Genomic DNA, 17227 nt, shown 5'->3' on the forward strand with positions numbered 1-17227 from the left:
TACCTCTAAATTGAACATATTGATCGTTTAAATCACATTTATTTGTTCATCTGAAGCAATTCCTCGATATAATCCCTTTTATTGGACAATCTTGGAATTTTGTGCTGCCCTCCCAACTTATCTTTAGATTTTAGCCAATCATAGAAAAGGTTTTCCCTGGCAATATGTACTTTGGGTAGTTTTAAGGTAATGTTGTTATAACGCTTGGCCTCATAATCGGAGTTCAAGGATTTTAATGCATTGTCCAGAATTTCGGTAAAATAAGCCAGTTCCTCAGGAACCTTTCTAAACTCTATGATCCATTCATGGGCACCTTTTTCCTTGCCTTCCATAAATATCGGGGCCACTGTATAGTCCTTTATCTCGGAGCCGGTTTTTTTACAAATGGCCTTTAAGGCTTCTTCCGCGTTTTCTATAATCAATTCCTCCCCGAATACATTTATATGGTGTTTTGTTCTCCCGGTAATCTTGATCCTATAGGGATTGGTAGAGGTAAACCTCACCGTATCCCCTATTTTATACCGCCAAAGACCCGCATTGGTCGTTATTATCACCGCATAGTTCCTATCTACCTTAACATTCCATAAGGGAAGGGTAACCTGCTCACTTGTACCGTAGGTTTCCATGGGTATGAATTCATAGAAAATCCCATAATCCAACATCAATAATAGATCGTCCGCATTATTTCTATCCTGAATGGCAAAAAAACCTTCAGAAGCATTGTAGATTTCATAATAGTTGAAATTCTTCCTCGGCAATAATTTGGCATATTGGTCCTTATATGGGTTAAAACTAACCCCTCCATGAAAGTAAACCTCCAAATTTTCCCAAACCTTAAAAAGATGGTCCTTCCCAGTTTCTTCCAAGACATTAATTAAAAGGACCAACATCCAAGACGGCACTCCGGCCAAGCTGGTTACGTTTTCCTGAACACTTTCCCTAATAATGGCCTGTAACTTAGTCTCCCATTCGCTCATCAGGGATACCTTGTTACTGGGGGTACTGCTAAGTTCTGCCCAAAAGGGCATGTTATCTATAAGAATGGCGGAGAGATCACCAAAGACGGTACCATTATCCTGATATAGCTCCTTACTCCCGCCCAATCGTAAACTTTTGCCCGTAAACAACTGGGAGTTTTCATTGTTGTTTAAATACAGACAGAGCAAATCCTTGCTGGATTTGTAATGGCAATCCTCCAAAGCCTCGGAACTAACAGGAATAAATTTGCTTTTGGCATTTGTGGTACCACTGCTCTTGGCGAACCACTTTATGGTCGTTGGCCAAAAGATATTCTGCTCCCCCCTCCTTGATCGCTCTATCATCGGCTCTACCTCCTCATAGGAAACTATGGGAATCCGTTCCGCAAAGGTTTCATAGCTTGCAATGGATTCAAAATCGTACTTTCTTCCTATTTCCGTGTCCTCTGCAAAGGATAATAATTGGTGCAATACCTCATCCTGCACCTCCTCAGGATACTTTAAAAAAAGCTCTATCTGATGATATCGTTTTTTCAACAGCCAAGAAGCGATGGAATTGAATAATGTTATTGGCATTTTTAGGTATCTTTATCGCCGTTTAAAGCAGGGGGTTTTGAGCAAAGTGCCCGTAAAAGAGTTCATTTAATGCTTTTGTATGCATATTTTTTACACAATTTCTGGTAATATTTTTTTAAAAAAGCCATAGCTATGATTATAAATTTGCACTAAACATCATTTAAAGCATCAAATAATAATTACATACATAAATTCCTAAACAAGCTCTAAATTACATCGGCTAAAAATAGCTTTAATTGAATTCATATTCAAATAGATTTTACGTTAAGCAGAAAAAATATGCAGTATCAAGGTGTTTTAAGAAAAATGCAAACCGAATTGGCAGATCCCATACAATATTACCTAATATTTGATGGTGACTTTTTAAACATGAACCAAGTATTGAACAAGGAACTAACCATTACCTTTTTAAATCATCAATGCCTCAATTGCGGGGAAGACCGGCCAATTTTCAGACAAGGTTTCTGCAGGACCTGTTTTTATGATATTCCCACGGCCGGGGATTGGATCATGCGGCCCGAATTGAGTACGGCACATTTGGGCAAGGAAGACCGTGATCTGGAATATGAAAAAAAAGCACAATTACAACCGCACATCGTTTACCTTGCCAATTCCAGCAATATCAAAGTAGGTGTTACCCGCAAATCACAGGTACCCACCAGATGGATTGACCAAGGCGCCCATGAGGCCATAGAGATTGTTGAAGTACCCAATCGTTATTTGGCAGGGATTACCGAGGTTGCCTTAAAAGAGCACATTGGCGACAAGACCAACTGGCGTAAAATGTTGACCAATGAAGTTGACGATGAGGATTTAGTGAAATATAGAAATAGATTAAAAGAATATATTCCGGAAGAGGCCGCTGCATATTATATAGAAAACAATACAGAAACGCATCTACAGTTTCCTGTGTTGCAATATCCCAAAAAAGTTAAGAGCCTTAATCTAGACAAAACACCAATCTATTCAGGGACCTTAAAAGGTATTAAAGGGCAATATCTAATCTTTGAAGACAGCACTGTCTTTAACGTCAGGGGAAGTGAAGGATATGTTGTTAGTTTAGAGGTGAAGTAGGCCATATAGGTTAAAAACATTGATTTCCATTTAATTTATCCTTAAATTGTCCTTAAAGTTGGATTCCTCCAAAATTACCAATTAGGACAAAAAAAGCTGGTTTATCCAATGCTCTAAATCGTTTCGTTTTAAGGCTTGATACCAGAAATCAAAGTAATATTTTCCAATCAATTCAATGGTGCCAATTATGAGTAATGAATACTTATCCACCTTATCCAAGGACAAGGCCCCAATTGCTGTTTTTTGGTTTAGACGGGACCTTAGAATAGAAGATAACACAGCTCTGGCAGAAGCCTTGGACATGGATATTCCCGTGCTCCCCATATTCATCTATGATCAACTTATATTAAATGAATTGACCAAAGAAGATGCCCGGGTCAGCTTCATCCACCAAACAATTCATAACATTAAGGAATCCTTAAAAAACCATGGCTCGGACATTTTATGCCTGCATGGAGAGCCAACAGTGATCTGGAGAAACTTAATATCCAAATTTAATATTGCCGCCGTTTACGTGAACCGAGACTACGAGCCTTATGCCATAACCAGGGACAAAGCAGTTGCAGAATTGCTCGCCAAACAAAATATATCCTTTTCAAGCTTTAAGGATCAAGTTATATTCGAGGAAAACGAAATTGTTAAAGGCGATGAAAAACCCTATACGGTTTTTACGCCCTACAAGAACAAATGGCTTGCAAAATTTCAGGAAGCAAGTTCCATTCAACTTAAGAACCCTAAACTGAACAACCTTTTCAAAGCTGAATTCTCCGCGATAAGCTTGGAGGATATTGGGTTTAAAAAATCGGATATTCAGGTGCGGGAATTTGATTTTACCCAACTACCACTATATGCCGACCAAAGGGATTTTCCTTATGCGGACATCACCAGCTATCTTAGTCCCCATTTAAGATTTGGAACTATAAGCGTCAGACAGGTTATTTCCAAAATTGGTGAGAAGCATGCTGTTTTTATGAGCGAACTCATTTGGAGGGAATTCTTTATGCAGATTCTATTTCATTTCCCTCATGTTGTTACACAAAATTTCAGATCGAAATACGATGGCATCAAGTGGAGGAACAACCAGGAAGAATTTAGACTCTGGTGCCAAGGTAAAACGGGTTATCCAATGGTAGACGCGGGAATGAGGCAGCTTAATGGAACGGGGTTTATGCACAACCGGGTAAGGATGATTACAGCAGGCTTTTTATGTAAGCATCTATTGATCGACTGGAGATGGGGAGAAAGTTATTTCGCCCAAAAATTATTGGATTACGAATTGTCGTCCAACAATGGCAACTGGCAATGGGCTGCCGGGACTGGTTGCGATGCAGCACCCTATTTTAGAATTTTTAACCCCTTATCCCAACAAAAAAAATTTGACAAGGATTACCTATACGTAAGAAAGTGGATTCCTGAATTCGACTCCTTTGAATACCCCGACCCAATTGTGGAACATAAATTTGCCAGGGAAAGGGCCCTTACAACTTATAAAATTGGTATTGAGACATAAGAACAAAGTTATTTTGGAACATTCATAAAATTACGGGAGTCTTACTACTTTTTTCAACTGCCTCACTTAGGCCCAGGATTTTTAACCGGACCCTATTGCGATGGCTTGTCTTCAAAATTTGACAAAGCAACCTATTGAAGAAAACTGATTTTTTAAATTAATTGGGCCTAAAGTATTTTTTGGGCACCAATAACATTCCAAAACATTCCCCATCTTCCTTTCCCATGTTCTTATGATGAATTTTATGAGCTTTCCTCAGGGCCAGTAAATAGCTACTGCCGACATTGCTAAACCACTTAAACCTTTGGTGAATAAGCACATCATGGACCAAAAAATAGGCTATTCCATAAAATAGGATTCCCAAACCTATAAAGAATAAAAAGTTAAGGGTTGGGGCTACTCCAAAATAAAAAAGCGCAATACTCGGAATGGCAAAAATCACGAAAAAAGCATCGTTTTTTTCAAACACATGTGGATATTTGGGCTCGTGGTGATCGGCATGTAAAATCCATAAAAATCCATGCATTATGAATTTGTGGGTACACCATGTAACTACTTCCATCACCATAAAAGTCAACAGTGTTATGACAGGGTACAATACTATGTCCATTTACTTTCTTTTAATATCATTCATTATATTTAAGGGATATGTTCCAATCGGAGATCCAGGGGAAAGACCTTATACTCCATAGTTACACATCTTATCTCCAGAAACACATTACTTCAATGAGGTGGGAACGATTGATTTTAAATTGTTGATGAATTGTTTTGAGGTAAGGTTGTCCGGTATAGGGCAGAGACCTCAACTCAAAGATATAAATGCCTAAAACCTCTCGACTGCGCTCGAGGAGACCGGGACATCCACTTTAATCATTGGACAATCCATAATTTGAATTTTAATTTACATCGAGTCCAAGTTATATAACATTTAACTTATACCTCACATAACCTTTGGCCAATATTACCATTTTCATAGGATTGGAAATATGGATTCTATTTGTCAGTAATTTTTCGGATTTGGTATGTTTAAGTTTTTTTAAAAGTTTAGAATAGTATTTATAGGCTATATAAACCCCAAGTCTACTCTCTATGGGCAATTTAATCAATCCTTGATAAGCTTTTTCAAAATCATCCTCAATATCCCTAATGATTTCCTTTTTTACTTCTTCGGTCAATTCCCTTTGATGTACATTGGGAAAATAGGACCTGCCCAAACTTTCCAGGTCCTGTTTGATATCCCTCAAAAAATTAACCTTTTGAAATGCGGACCCCAAATACCTTGCTGACGATTGTAGGGAATTGAACTTGTCATTGTCATTATCCACAAACACCCTTAAGCACATAAGGCCAACCACATCGGCCGATCCGTATATATAGTTTTCGTAAGCTTCCTTTGTAGTGTATTCACATACGTCCAGGTCATATTGCATCCTCTCCAGAAAAATATCGACATACTCATATAGTTTAAATTTATGTACCACAGCCTGAAAAGAATTGATAATAGGGTTTAAGCTAATTTTTCTTTTCAAGGACAGTTTATATTCTCGGATGAATTCGGTCAGCAATTCCTCTTGTTCATAGTCGTCAAAAGAATCAACGATCTCATCGGCATACCGAACAAAACCGTATATAGCATAGATCGACGGCCTTATTTTTGGTGCGAACAATCTAATGCCCAAGGAAAAGGAAGTGCTATAGGTATGGGTAACCAATTTACTACACTTTAAACTGGAAGAATCGAAGAGCGCTTTCAAAATATCTGATTTTTAATTTTATATAATACAAATTAGGTGAATTATCAAAAGAAACCGACGACCATGGAATGGTCGTCAGTTTCGGTAACCAAACTAAAGCATACTAAACCTAACCTTAATGCAATAGGGCATCCAATGCTTCCTGTGGCAACAATACTTTATCGATCACATGTACCACTCCATTGCCTGCAGCGATATCGGCAGGCGCAACAGCTGCGTCCACATCCGTTTTATCCTGTATAAAAACTCCACCGCTAAGGCTTACCGTAACGGATTCGCCCTGGGCGGTCTCTATCATCTGTTCATTGGACAGATCCGTAGAATAGGCAGCTGTTCCGGCAACCACATGGTATTTTAAGATCTGTGCCAAAAGGGCCTTTTCCCCGGTAGTATCAAAATCGGCCAAACTGTTGTAATCGTCACCCAAGGTTTCCAAGAGGGCGGCAAAGGCGGCGTCTGTAGGTGCAAACACGGTAAAAGGGCCATCTGTCTGCAACAGATCCACCAAACCGGCATCGGCCTGTTCCAAGGCCCCTACCAATAAAGATATAAATTCGGTATCCACTGCCAGCTCTACAATATTGGGTGTTGGAGGCATCAGGGCATCCAATGCTTCCTGTGGCAACAATACTTTATCGACCACATGTACCACTCCATTGCCTGCAGCGATATCGGCAGGTGCAACGGCTGCGTCCACATCCGTTTTATCCTGTATAAAAACTCCACCGCTAAGGCTTACCGTAACGGATTCGCCCTGGGCGGTCTCTATCATCTGTTCATTGGACAGATCCGTAGAATAGGCAGCTGTTCCGGCAACCACATGGTATTTTAAGATCTGTGCCAAAAGGGCCTTTTCCTCGGTAGTATCAAAATCGGCCAAACTGTTGTAATCGTCACCCAAGGTTTCCAAGAGGGCGGCAAAGGCGGCGTCAGTAGGTGCAAACACGGTAAAAGGGCCATCTGTCTGCAACAGATCCACCAAACCGGCATCGGCCTGTTCCAAGGCCCCTACCAATAAAGATAGAAATTCGGTATCCACTGCCAGCTCTACAATATTGGGTGTTGGAGGCATCAGGGCATCCAATGCTTCCTGTGGCAACAATACTTTATCGATCACGTGTACAACCCCATTACTGGCTGCAATATCGGCAGGCGCAACAGCTGCATCCACATCCGTTTTATCCTGTATAAAAACTCCACCGCTAAGGCTTACCGTAACGGATTCGCCCTGGGCGGTCTCTATCATCTGTTCATTGGACAGATCCGTAGAATAGGCAGCTGTTCCGGCAACCACATGGTATTTTAAGATCTGTGCCAAAAGGGCCTTTTCCTCGGTAGTATCAAAATCGGCCAAACTGTTGTAATCGTCACCCAAGGTTTCCAAGAGGGCGGCAAAGGCGGCGTCTGTAGGTGCAAACACGGTAAAAGGGCCATCTGTCTGCAACAGATCCACCAAACCGGCATCGGCCTGTACCAAGGCTCCTACCAATAAAGATAGAAATTCGGTATCCATTGCCAGCTCTACAATATTGGGTGTTGGCTCTGGAGTTAAGGCGTCCAAAACTTCCTGTGGAACCAATACTTTGTCTATTATGTGTACAATACCATTGGAAGCCAATACATCTGCAGGACCTACTTTTGCGTCCGCATCGGTCGGATCCTGTATATAAACATCCCCGTCTATATTAATCGTAATTTTTTCCCCTTGCAGTGTGGTAAATTCCTGACCATTGGAAAGAGAACTGGAATCAGCGGCGGCCCCAACCACTACGTGATATTTTAAAATAGTAGCGAGAAGCTCCCGTTTTTCCGGAGTATCAAAGTCGCTTAAACTATCATATCCATCCAAACTGGCCAAAAGGGAAGTAAAGGCGCTATTGGTAGGTGCGAAAACCGTAAAAGGCCCATTGCCACTCAATGCCCCGATCAAATCTGAATCGTCGTTTTCATCCGCCTTGGCCAAAGCAGATACCAAACTACTTAAAATGTCTGTGTCCTGGGCCGTTTCCACAATGGTACTCAAAGTGGGCTCATCAATTATGTCATTGTCGTCATCATTGTCACAGGAAACTAAAAGTAACAGTGAACTGAAAAATGTCAAAAAATAAATGCCAAATTTTTTCATGTCTAATTTTTTATTGTTAATACTTAGACAAATATAAACATTATTTCCTTTTGTCCGACTTATTTTATATAAATATTAGACATAATAAATTTATTGACCTTCCAACTGGAATATTTGTTTAACTTTACATTGCAATTTATTAGACAATGATATGAGTAGGTATTCCATGGCGCAGATAGTATCCCTAACAGGTATTAATTCCCATACACTAAGGAAATGGGAAAGTAGATACGACTTTTTAATTCCAGAAAGAACGGATACCAATATCCGGTTCTATTCAGATGCACAGTTAAAGAAACTATTGAACATAAGTATCCTAAGAAGCCAAGGAGTGCGATTGTCCGCTATAGCCAAGATGACGGACGAAGAAATTCATAAGGTGGTCGCAGACGCCTTGATCGAGTCTAACCAAGATGCCGAGGTGAAGGCCTTGGTATTGAGCATGATTAATTTGGACGAACAGGAATTTGACAATATAATTAAATCCCAAATCATCAAAAATGGGATATTAACTACCTTCACCGAGCTTATTTACCCTTTTTTACATAAAGTTGGAGTTCTTTGGGGCATTAACAAGATTATGCCTGCGCAAGAGCATTTTGTATCGAACCTGATCCGTCAAAAAATTTGTTCCGCCATAGATCTATTGCCCATTGCACCAAAGAATGCTCCAAAGATCATCTTGTTCCTGGCCGAAGGGGAAAATCATGAAATAGGATTATTGTTAGCTTCCTTCATTGCCAAAAAGCTAGGGTGGAGGGTATTTTACCTCGGACAAAATGTACCCTATGACAATGTTAAGACCATGGCACAGTTAGTAAAGCCAAATTATCTTCTGACTTTTTTTGTCACCACCACCCCTTCCGTGGTTGAGGAAAAAGTTATAAGGTTATCGTCTGAAACCAAAACTCCATTATTATTCTCTGGAAGTCCCATTAATTTTGAGCTTAATAATATAAACCCCCTGGTGACTTATTTGGAAAGTCCATCCGATTTGATTAAAATTTTGGAGGAGGCTTTATCATCAACCCAAGCTTAGTACGGCACCACCGGCCATTACAATAGTGAATCAACATTGCTGCAATAGATATAAACCAGGTGTATACCAGTCTTCTAAATCGGCATGGACCTATTCTGTTCTAGCCTTAAACCAGTATAGTATTACAATTGATGAAAACCCTCCAGAATTGGTCTACTGCACACTGTCTTTTTTCTTTTCTTCCTCCTTTTTTTTACCGAATAGTCCGCCAATAATTTTTTTAGCCACTTCTTTCTGAGCTTCTTTTTTGGCAACCACCGTAGTATCGGTTTTTCCGGTGGAATCTACCTTTTTGGTGTTGCTCCCCAATAGGCCTCCAATAACGTCTGCGGTACTTTCCTGATTTTTCTTTTTGGTGGAATCTGTTGCTTTCTGATTTTTGTTGATAAGATCCCCAATAAAGTCCTTGGCCTTGTCCTTCCCCTTATTGATCAATTTCTGTTTTTCTATTTCGACCAGTTGTGCGGTTAAATTTTTTATACCCGAAGAAAGGTCGGTTGTCACCGTAGGACTGGTATAGGCGCCACCTATATTGGCTGTCACTGGAATTGTTAAATTTTCCAATGATTTCTCATCAATTTTAGCTATTAAATTGGTTATGTCCTTTCCCAAATATTTGGCAGGCACTTCAATGGTAGCTGCATAGTTCAATTTTTGGTCGAATGTGTGGCTACCGGCTACATTGATGGCAAAATCCTGATATTTTATCGTAAATGGCTTAACCTTGACCACTCCGTCCTCGAAGGTCAATACCGTTTTTAAATCCTTTAAATTGAGTTTTTCAAGATCTAAAAAATTTAGTTTACTGTCCAACTCAGTAAGTAAGGGTGCACTTTTGGCATCAATTTGATTGGTCATCAATTCGGCCAGGATATTCCCTGAAATGGTACTTAGATTGGGCGTAAAATCATCCTTTAAACTTCCCGATATCTGAACATCCGAATTTAATGTTCCTTGCAGAATCTTAGCTATGGGCGCCAGTGTCCTAAACATTTCCAAAGCCTTAAAGGTTTCGGCAATCTTAAATCCGTCCATTCCCAATTTCATGGCAAAGGTTGGCGTGGCCTCCTTGGTAGAAACTTCCCCATTCAAAGCTAATTTACCGTCGAATATGGAAGATGTCATATTGGTAAGAATAGCTTTCTCATCTTTAATTCTAAGTGTTCCCTTTACATCCTTTAAGGTAAGATCATCATAAATAACGGTATTGGCACTGGCATTTATGGTACAATCCAAAAAGGATGGTATTTTTATCTTTTCCTCCGTGCTTGTAGTCGTGGCCCCTTTTTCTGTGCCACCATCGTCGGTGGCAGTTTCAGCCACCATAAAATCATTAACAGCAAATGTGTTGGATTTTAAATTGAAGTTCCCCTCCACATTTTCATTATTGAACATAAACCCCAATAGGTTATTGATGGTCCCTGAGGCATCAAAATCGGTCTTGCCGGTTGCTCCTTCCAAATTGTTCAGGGTTACCGTAGTAGGGTTAAAAGTTACTGAAGTACTTTTTAAGTTAATTGGGTTGGGAAATTCATCCGACTTATATTCAAAGTCGCTCAATTTTAAATTACCGGTGGTTTTGGTATTTTCATACCTCTTTTTTTCTATGGATGCCATATCAAAGGCCGTAGAAATATCAGCAATTAAAATGCCCTTTAAATTCAAATCGGCAGGAACTGGATAGGCCTTTGAAATATTGGCCAGGTTCATTTTCCCGTCCAATTTGGCATTGACCTTTGTATTCCCCATAAGGTCGTTTATTTTGGCTACCATATTAAACTTGTCCTCATCTATCATAAAGGACAACTTTCGGATATCAACAAAGGTATCTTCCGTTATTCCTGTATTATTGGAAATTTCGGTATCTATATATACGTTCCTGACCGATTTTGGCAAATCTGGATACTTAAAGGAGGCGTTATCCGAATTTATATCGATTTTAAACTGGGGAATATGATCATCATCCACAATTCCCTTAAATTCACCTGAAACGGTAAAGTTTCCAGTTGTGGAAACCTGTGCTATATCCTTGGAATAAGCAGCTGGAATCACTGCCAAAAAGTTTTTAAAATCGGACGAAGGTGTTTTAAAACGAATGTTTACCTCCTGGTTGTCATCATTCAATTTAATAAATCCGTCAAATACCAAGGCCAGTTGATTAACCATGGCCTCGTTCTTTAAGAAGGAATACTTGTTTTCCTTAAGATCTACCCCTATAAGTGCCTTCAATTGTACCGGATTCTTATTTAAGTATTGTGTACTGTCCATTTCAAAGGAGACCAAACCACTGGTCTCGGTATCCAATTCCGAAATTTCCAAGGAAAGATCCCCCCTACCGCTATGGTTCATCTCTGAAATGGCAAAAGACATACCACTTGAAAGGTCATTATATTTAATGAACGCATTATTGATGCCATAAGACTCCAAAGCCAAGTTAAAACCACTTTCGGAAGATGTGGTACCGGTTGCAGTCCCGGAGGAAGTACCACCATCATTGGCTATATCATAGTTGGCATTCCCTTCCTTGTCTACCATTATGCTGATAAGCGGGCGTTCCAATATTAAACTCTTTATTGCAATGGGCTCACTGGCATCCTTGAACAGTTCCTTGATAGACATATCCAGGGTTACCTTATCGGATGCAAGTAACGTATCGCCCTCAAAGGGAACCTTATTTATCAAGCTTATCCTATCCAAGGTAACGGTAGCATTTGGAAAACTACTAAAAAGAGTTAAATCGGCCTCTGAGAAATCGAAGGTGGCATTAATATTATTGTTCACCTTATTCTTAATAATATCCGCAATTTTGCCCTTTAAAAAAAATGGGGTTGCTATTAGCAGTATAACTATTACCAAAAAAATGCCTCCGACAATTTTTAAAATCTTCTTTTTCATCTGTTACTTTTATTAATATTATATACCCTTGATGGCGCTACCGGAGCAATACTCCATATATTTCACAATCCATTCAGCTAGGTTTGGCCCTATGGCACAATATTAACTGGAAATTGGACATAAGATTAAACATATACCAATAATTATTAACGCAATTCTACAATATATCACCAAGTAAAATCAAAATTCCCGTTTAGTTTAAACAAAATTTAACACGGAAACACAAAACACTTTTCATATTGTTATTCCAGCTAATACACCAATGATATAATCAATATATTGAACTACTCGATAAGAACTGAGAAAAGCCAGTTTTATTATGCTTCAAGATCAATTTCCTGATTTACCTGCAAATTGAACCGTTTTCTAAAGAGATATACAAAGAAATACAGAAAAGGGGTGTCAAAGAAGGCAACAATTACTTTAAAAATAAATCCACTTACCACAAGTCCGTAGAACATGGCCCATGGCAACACTCCAAATATACAAAGAAGGCCTACCACCGTAAAGGTGTCTATAAACTGGGAAAGAAAAGTAGAAAAATTATTGCGCAGCCATAGATGCTTGCCATTGGTCAATTTTTTCCAGAAATGATAAATACCAATATCTATATATTGTGCAAAAAGATATGCCAACATAGAAGCAAAAACGGCAATAGGTGAAAGGGCAAACACATGATTAAACTCCTCATCCTGTACCGGTGAATTGGGCAATGCCGGGACCCAATTGGCAAGCAATACAATCCCCATGGAAAAAAAAGAGGCAAAAATCCCCGCAGTAACAATTTGGTTTGCCTTTTTTCTGCCATAAATTTCAGAAATCAGGTCTGTAATCAGAAAAGTTAACGGATAGGGCAATATACCCACAGAGATTTCAAACAAAGACGCCCCAAAAACGGTAACATCCCCAAAAGGCCTCCAATAAAAGAACTTTTGAAAAATTAAATTGGAAACTACCAAGGAAGTAATGAACAAAGCTCCCAAATATAGGTAAATCCTAAAAGCCAACTTCTTATCCCCGTCCTTTAAAACCGAATTCCCCATTGGTCAAAAAAAATTTAACATTTTATAATTAAAACCCAATTAAAGCGTTCCTACACTTTAATCCCTGTAAAAAATCAAATTTACAAGAACAGGGGTCGATTAACAATAAAAAAGAAATAAACTAAATTTTTAGGCATGAACAAAAGTATTTTAGTAGCATTCCTAATCCTAATAACCACAGTCGTCAAGGGCCAATCCTATATTGGACTGGGCACGGACAATTACAACGGGGTACACGGTCTAATTTCCAATCCGGCCAATATAGTGGACTCTAGATTAAAATCGGATATAAACCTCATTGGGGTTAGTGGGTTGGTAGGAAACGACTATTACAGTGCGAAATTTGGAGATATTTTTGAGGACGATTTTGATTTTGATGAGGATGGAACAAAATCACCAAAAAACGCAAATAATGCCTATGGCAATGTTGATATTTTGGGACCATCATTTATGTTCAATATCAATTCCAGGAATTCATTGGCAGTATTCACTAGGGGCAGGGTGTTTTTTAACGTAAACGATATTAATGGGGATACTTATGATAATATTTCCAATGAGTTTGATGAAAATGAAGATTTCAATGTAAACGAAGGAGACTATCAGCTGAGCGCCAATGCTTGGGCAGAAACCGGAATCACATTCGCCACAGTGCTAATGAACCAGGAACAGCACTTTCTTAAAGCGGGTATCTCACTAAAATACCTCATGGGCTATGGCAACGCTTATTCAAGTGGAAAGAACATTGTTATAGATTATGATGCGGATGGCTCTGGAACAACAGGAAGTATTGAGTCCCAAGGTGAAATAGCCTATGGGAATAGCGCCAATATAACGAACGATTTTGAAGATTATGAATTTGTTAAGAGTGCCGACGGTTTTGGGGTAGATCTAGGTTTTATCTACGAATGGAGGCCTGATTTTGCGGACTATACCGTTACGGACAAGGACGGAAATCCCTACGCTCCCAAGGACATTAATAAATACAAATTAAAATTTGGACTGTCATTGACCGACCTTGGAAGCCTGAAATATGAGGGTAGCGAAAATGCGTATGACATTACCAATTCTATAAGTGAAGACGATTTTGATAACGAAGAAGGATTTGAGGACAAGCTAAACAACCTGTACACACAAATCAGGTCTGGCAATGCATCCAAAGCAGTTTTGCCTACAGCCTTGCATCTAAATGCTGATTGGAATATCAACAATCACTTTTATATGAATCTAAATACCGATTTATCAATAACTTCAAAGGACAAAACCAATACCAATAGTATTGCCAATATTGTTTCCCTTACCCCTAGGTTTGAAAGCAAATGGTTTAGTTTTTATTCCCCTGTCAGCTATGTACAAAACTTAGGTGTACAGTGGGGAGCTGGTTTAAGGGCAGGGCCATTGTATATCGGTTCTGGTTCCATCTTAACCGTATTGACCAGTGACAACTCCAAAGGAGCGGATGTTTATGCCGGATTAAAAATCCCTATTTATCAATCCAGGCCAAAAGACAAGGACGAGGATGGCGTATTGGATAAGGTAGATGGATGTCCTGAGGTTCCAGGACCTGTTGAAAACAACGGATGCCCTTGGCCAGATACCGATGGCGACCAAGTGTTGGACAAGGATGACAACTGTCCCGAGGAAGCAGGAATTATTGAAAACAAAGGATGTCCTTGGGAAGATACAGACAATGATGGTGTGTTGGATAAGGATGACCATTGTCCGGAGGAATCGGGTATTTTGGAAAACAACGGATGCCCTTGGCCAGATACCGACAGTGACGGTGTATTGGACAAAGACGACAATTGCCCTGATGTAGCTGGAACTGTTGCCAATAACGGCTGCCCCGAAGTTACCGAGGAGGTTCAAAAAACCTTAAATGAGTATGCCAAGACCATTTTGTTCAATTCGGGTAAGGCTACCATCAAAATAGAGTCAACCAATGTGTTGGTAGATATCATAAAAATACTCAATGAATATCCCAATGCCAAATTCACGGTTGAGGGTCATACGGACAGCATAGGTAGTGTACCGTCCAATCAGAAACTTTCCGAGGAAAGGGCACTTTCCGTTAAAAATTTCTTAGTTGAAAAAGGGATTGACAGCTCAAGACTAACATCTATTGGATATGGGGAAAGCAAACCTATAGCCACCAACATGTACAAAGCAGGACGCGCAGAAAATAGACGTGTGGAAATTAACTTGGTAAAAAACTAGTTTTAAATTTGTAGATAATAGTAAAGCCCCTTGCATGCAAGGGGCTTTTTATTTTACCAATTTAAGGAAATGGAATTCCTATTTGATATTAAGGGTAAACGGCATTCTGGCCTGGATTCCCTTATTTTCCAATGCGGATTTTATCTCCTTTAAAATGGCATATGCCTCTGCACCGATTTCTTCTTTTATAATGCTTTCCTTGCTTTTGGTGGCAGAACCTCCCAAATCTTCCATCAACTTTTCAAAATCCGATTTATACTTGGGAAGTTTTCTAATTCCATAGTTATCCAATTCCACCATTTTAGCAGCCGCTGCAATTGCGTCGTCCAGTCCCCCCAATCCATCTATCAATCCCAAACGCTTGGCGTCCACCCCGCTCCAAACCCTACCCTGGGCCACACTATCGGCTTGTGCCATGGTAATTCCCCGACCCTTGGCCACCCTATCCAAAAATGTTTCATAGGTTGCTTCTATCCCTTCCAACACATTGCTTCTATAATTATCGCCCATCGGCTCAAATAGTGAATAGTCTACCGAGTTTTTATTGGTCCCCACCTGTTCGGCGTTGACCCCTATATTTTCGGCAAGTTCACTTATGTTGGGAACGGTACCAAAAACACCTATAGACCCTGTAATCGTCATGGGCTCTGCAAAAATCTTGTCGGCTCCCGCTGCTATATAATAGCCTCCGGAAGCGGCAACATCTCCCATAGACACCACCACTGGTTTGGATTGCTTGGTGATTTCTATCTCACGCCAAATAATATCGGAAGCCAACGCACTGCCACCGGGAGAATTTACCCTGAGCACTATTGCCTTTACCTCCTCGTCTTCCCTAGCCTTTTTTAGGGCGTCATTAATAATTCCCTGACCTATTACATCAGGACCTCCTTCCCCGTACCAAATTTCACCTTGGGCATAGATTACCGCAATCTTATCCTTGCCGCTATTAATTTTTATTTTACCGGCTGTACGTATGTAATCGGATATGGGAACATAGTTGATATCGTCTGCCGGATCTACCCCAATTTTATCCTTAATCATGCCTTCATATTCATCAAAATACACTACTTCATCTATCAAGCCCGATGTGGCCGCGTATTCTGTGGTACGGGCGCCCAGGGTATCCGCAATATGGTTCAGATCGGCCACGGAAATATCCCTACTTGCCGAAATATTGGTAAGCATGGACTGCCATAAGGCATCCAACAACTCCTTGATCTGCGTCCTATTGGCCTCGCTCATTTCGTTGGCCAAAAAAGGTTCTACCGCACTCTTATATTTCCCATGCCGAATTACCTCCATTTTAATACCCGTCTTCTCCTGTAGATCCTTAAAAAATAATACTTCCGTAGACAAGCCTTTAAAATCCATGGCACCAACAGGATTGAGGAATACCTCATTGGCCACACTGGCCAAATAATAATCCTTCTGTGTATAGAAATCCCCGTAGGCGAATACAAACTTCCCACTTTCACCAAAATCGGTCAAAGCATCCCTAATGGCTTGTGTTTGGGACAAACCGGCCATAAGCATGTTGTTATTAAGACTAATCCCTTTTATCTTATTGTCTTCCTTGGCTACGCGAATGGCATGCAGTATATCATCCAATCCTTGATTGACATTAAAAAGTCCGGCGAACGGATTGGACTCATCCATCCCTACATAATCATTGATCGGGGTCTGCAACTGAATTTCCAAAACGGAATTATCCTTCACCACCACGGTATCCTCACCTTGACCTATCAGGGCAGCCAGAACAAGGAACATGACAAACATGATTCCAAAAGCGATGAGACATCCTATAATTGCAGCTAATAAATTTCTTAAAAAGTTCATTCCTCGTATGTATTGCTAATAACTTGCAAAGATAACCAATGTAGCTTTGCCGCAATTATATTTGTTAAATTTTATAACCTATAGGCTCCTTAGCTGGATTTTAGGAAAGGCCACTTAAAATTGGTTCTGTTTTTGTTATTTCCCTTTATGAAGTTAAATACTTTTGTTTACTTTGCCCGCC

General features: G+C 39.9%; 11 protein-coding genes. 4 read left to right on the plus strand and 7 right to left on the minus strand.

Annotation, left to right across the window (positions count from 1 at the left end; genetic code table 11):
* Positions 1-38: 38 nt before the first annotated feature.
* A complete protein-coding gene (locus tag QSE00_RS15315) occupies positions 39-1553 on the minus strand; it encodes a GH3 auxin-responsive promoter family protein (protein ID WP_110355580.1) in 1515 nt (504 codons plus the stop codon).
* 279 nt (positions 1554-1832) lie between these two features.
* Here QSE00_RS15315 and QSE00_RS15320 point away from each other — a divergent pair, with 279 nt between their 5' ends.
* Positions 1833-2627 (plus strand): DUF2797 domain-containing protein, encoded by a 795-nt coding sequence (locus tag QSE00_RS15320; RefSeq protein WP_286106595.1) that lies wholly within the window; start codon positions 1833-1835, stop codon positions 2625-2627.
* A gap of 187 nt (positions 2628-2814) precedes the next feature.
* Entirely contained in the window at positions 2815-4137 is a 1323-nt protein-coding gene (locus QSE00_RS15325; RefSeq protein ID WP_286106596.1) for a cryptochrome/photolyase family protein, read from the plus strand.
* A gap of 157 nt (positions 4138-4294) precedes the next feature.
* On the opposite strand, the gene QSE00_RS15330 is transcribed toward QSE00_RS15325, so the two are convergent.
* The 3 genes from QSE00_RS15330 to QSE00_RS15340 form a co-directional block, all read right to left on the minus strand.
* The gene (locus QSE00_RS15330) at positions 4295-4747 is read right to left on the minus strand and encodes a sterol desaturase family protein (RefSeq protein WP_110355577.1); all 453 of its coding nucleotides are present in this window, start codon (positions 4745-4747) and stop codon (positions 4295-4297) included.
* Positions 4748-5054: 307 nt separating this feature from the next.
* Positions 5055-5891 carry a phytoene/squalene synthase family protein gene (locus tag QSE00_RS15335; RefSeq protein WP_286106597.1) on the minus strand — a complete coding sequence of 279 codons (837 nt, stop codon included), beginning with the start codon at positions 5889-5891 and terminating at the stop codon, positions 5055-5057.
* 115 nt (positions 5892-6006) lie between these two features.
* On the minus strand, positions 6007-8016 hold the full coding sequence (locus QSE00_RS15340; protein ID WP_286106598.1) for a fasciclin domain-containing protein: 2010 nt from the start codon (positions 8014-8016) through the stop codon (positions 6007-6009).
* A gap of 151 nt (positions 8017-8167) precedes the next feature.
* Here QSE00_RS15340 and QSE00_RS15345 point away from each other — a divergent pair, with 151 nt between their 5' ends.
* The gene (locus tag QSE00_RS15345; protein ID WP_286106599.1) at positions 8168-9055 is read left to right on the plus strand and encodes a MerR family transcriptional regulator; all 888 of its coding nucleotides are present in this window, start codon (positions 8168-8170) and stop codon (positions 9053-9055) included.
* 153 nt (positions 9056-9208) lie between these two features.
* On the opposite strand, the gene QSE00_RS15350 is transcribed toward QSE00_RS15345, so the two are convergent.
* Both QSE00_RS15350 and QSE00_RS15355 read right to left on the minus strand, forming a co-directional pair.
* The gene (locus QSE00_RS15350; RefSeq protein ID WP_286106600.1) at positions 9209-11950 is read right to left on the minus strand and encodes an AsmA-like C-terminal region-containing protein; all 2742 of its coding nucleotides are present in this window, start codon (positions 11948-11950) and stop codon (positions 9209-9211) included.
* A gap of 317 nt (positions 11951-12267) precedes the next feature.
* Complete coding sequence (locus tag QSE00_RS15355) at positions 12268-12993, minus strand: queuosine precursor transporter (RefSeq protein ID WP_110355573.1); 726 nt, start codon at positions 12991-12993, stop codon at positions 12268-12270.
* A 135-nt stretch (positions 12994-13128) separates the two neighbouring features.
* Between QSE00_RS15355 and QSE00_RS15360 the strand changes: the two genes are divergently transcribed.
* A complete protein-coding gene (locus tag QSE00_RS15360; protein ID WP_286106601.1) occupies positions 13129-15207 on the plus strand; it encodes a DUF5723 family protein in 2079 nt (692 codons plus the stop codon).
* Positions 15208-15285: 78 nt separating this feature from the next.
* On the opposite strand, the gene sppA is transcribed toward QSE00_RS15360, so the two are convergent.
* Entirely contained in the window at positions 15286-17046 is a 1761-nt protein-coding gene (gene sppA, locus QSE00_RS15365; RefSeq protein ID WP_286106602.1) for a signal peptide peptidase SppA, read from the minus strand.
* Between the last annotated feature and the right edge of the window lie 181 nt (positions 17047-17227).

The sequence above is a fragment of the Arenibacter flavimaris genome (assembly GCF_030291335.1).
In the GTDB taxonomy this organism is placed as follows: Bacteria; Bacteroidota; Bacteroidia; order Flavobacteriales; family Flavobacteriaceae; genus Arenibacter.

Excerpts from the sequence above, each read along its gene's own strand:
- sppA (WP_286106602.1), bottom strand. The coding sequence starts at position 17,046 with ATGAACTTTTTAAGAAATTTATTAGCTGCAATTATAGGATGTCTCATC.
- QSE00_RS15345 (WP_286106599.1), top strand. The coding sequence starts at position 8,168 with ATGAGTAGGTATTCCATGGCGCAGATAGTATCCCTAACAGGTATTAAT.
- QSE00_RS15360 (WP_286106601.1), top strand. The coding sequence starts at position 13,129 with ATGAACAAAAGTATTTTAGTAGCATTCCTAATCCTAATAACCACAGTC.
- QSE00_RS15350 (WP_286106600.1), bottom strand. The coding sequence starts at position 11,950 with ATGAAAAAGAAGATTTTAAAAATTGTCGGAGGCATTTTTTTGGTAATA.
- QSE00_RS15340 (WP_286106598.1), bottom strand. The coding sequence starts at position 8,016 with ATGAAAAAATTTGGCATTTATTTTTTGACATTTTTCAGTTCACTGTTA.
- QSE00_RS15320 (WP_286106595.1), top strand. The coding sequence starts at position 1,833 with ATGCAGTATCAAGGTGTTTTAAGAAAAATGCAAACCGAATTGGCAGAT.
- QSE00_RS15330 (WP_110355577.1), bottom strand. The coding sequence starts at position 4,747 with ATGGACATAGTATTGTACCCTGTCATAACACTGTTGACTTTTATGGTG.
- QSE00_RS15315 (WP_110355580.1), bottom strand. The coding sequence starts at position 1,553 with ATGCCAATAACATTATTCAATTCCATCGCTTCTTGGCTGTTGAAAAAA.
- QSE00_RS15355 (WP_110355573.1), bottom strand. The coding sequence starts at position 12,993 with ATGGGGAATTCGGTTTTAAAGGACGGGGATAAGAAGTTGGCTTTTAGG.
- QSE00_RS15325 (WP_286106596.1), top strand. The coding sequence starts at position 2,815 with ATGAGTAATGAATACTTATCCACCTTATCCAAGGACAAGGCCCCAATT.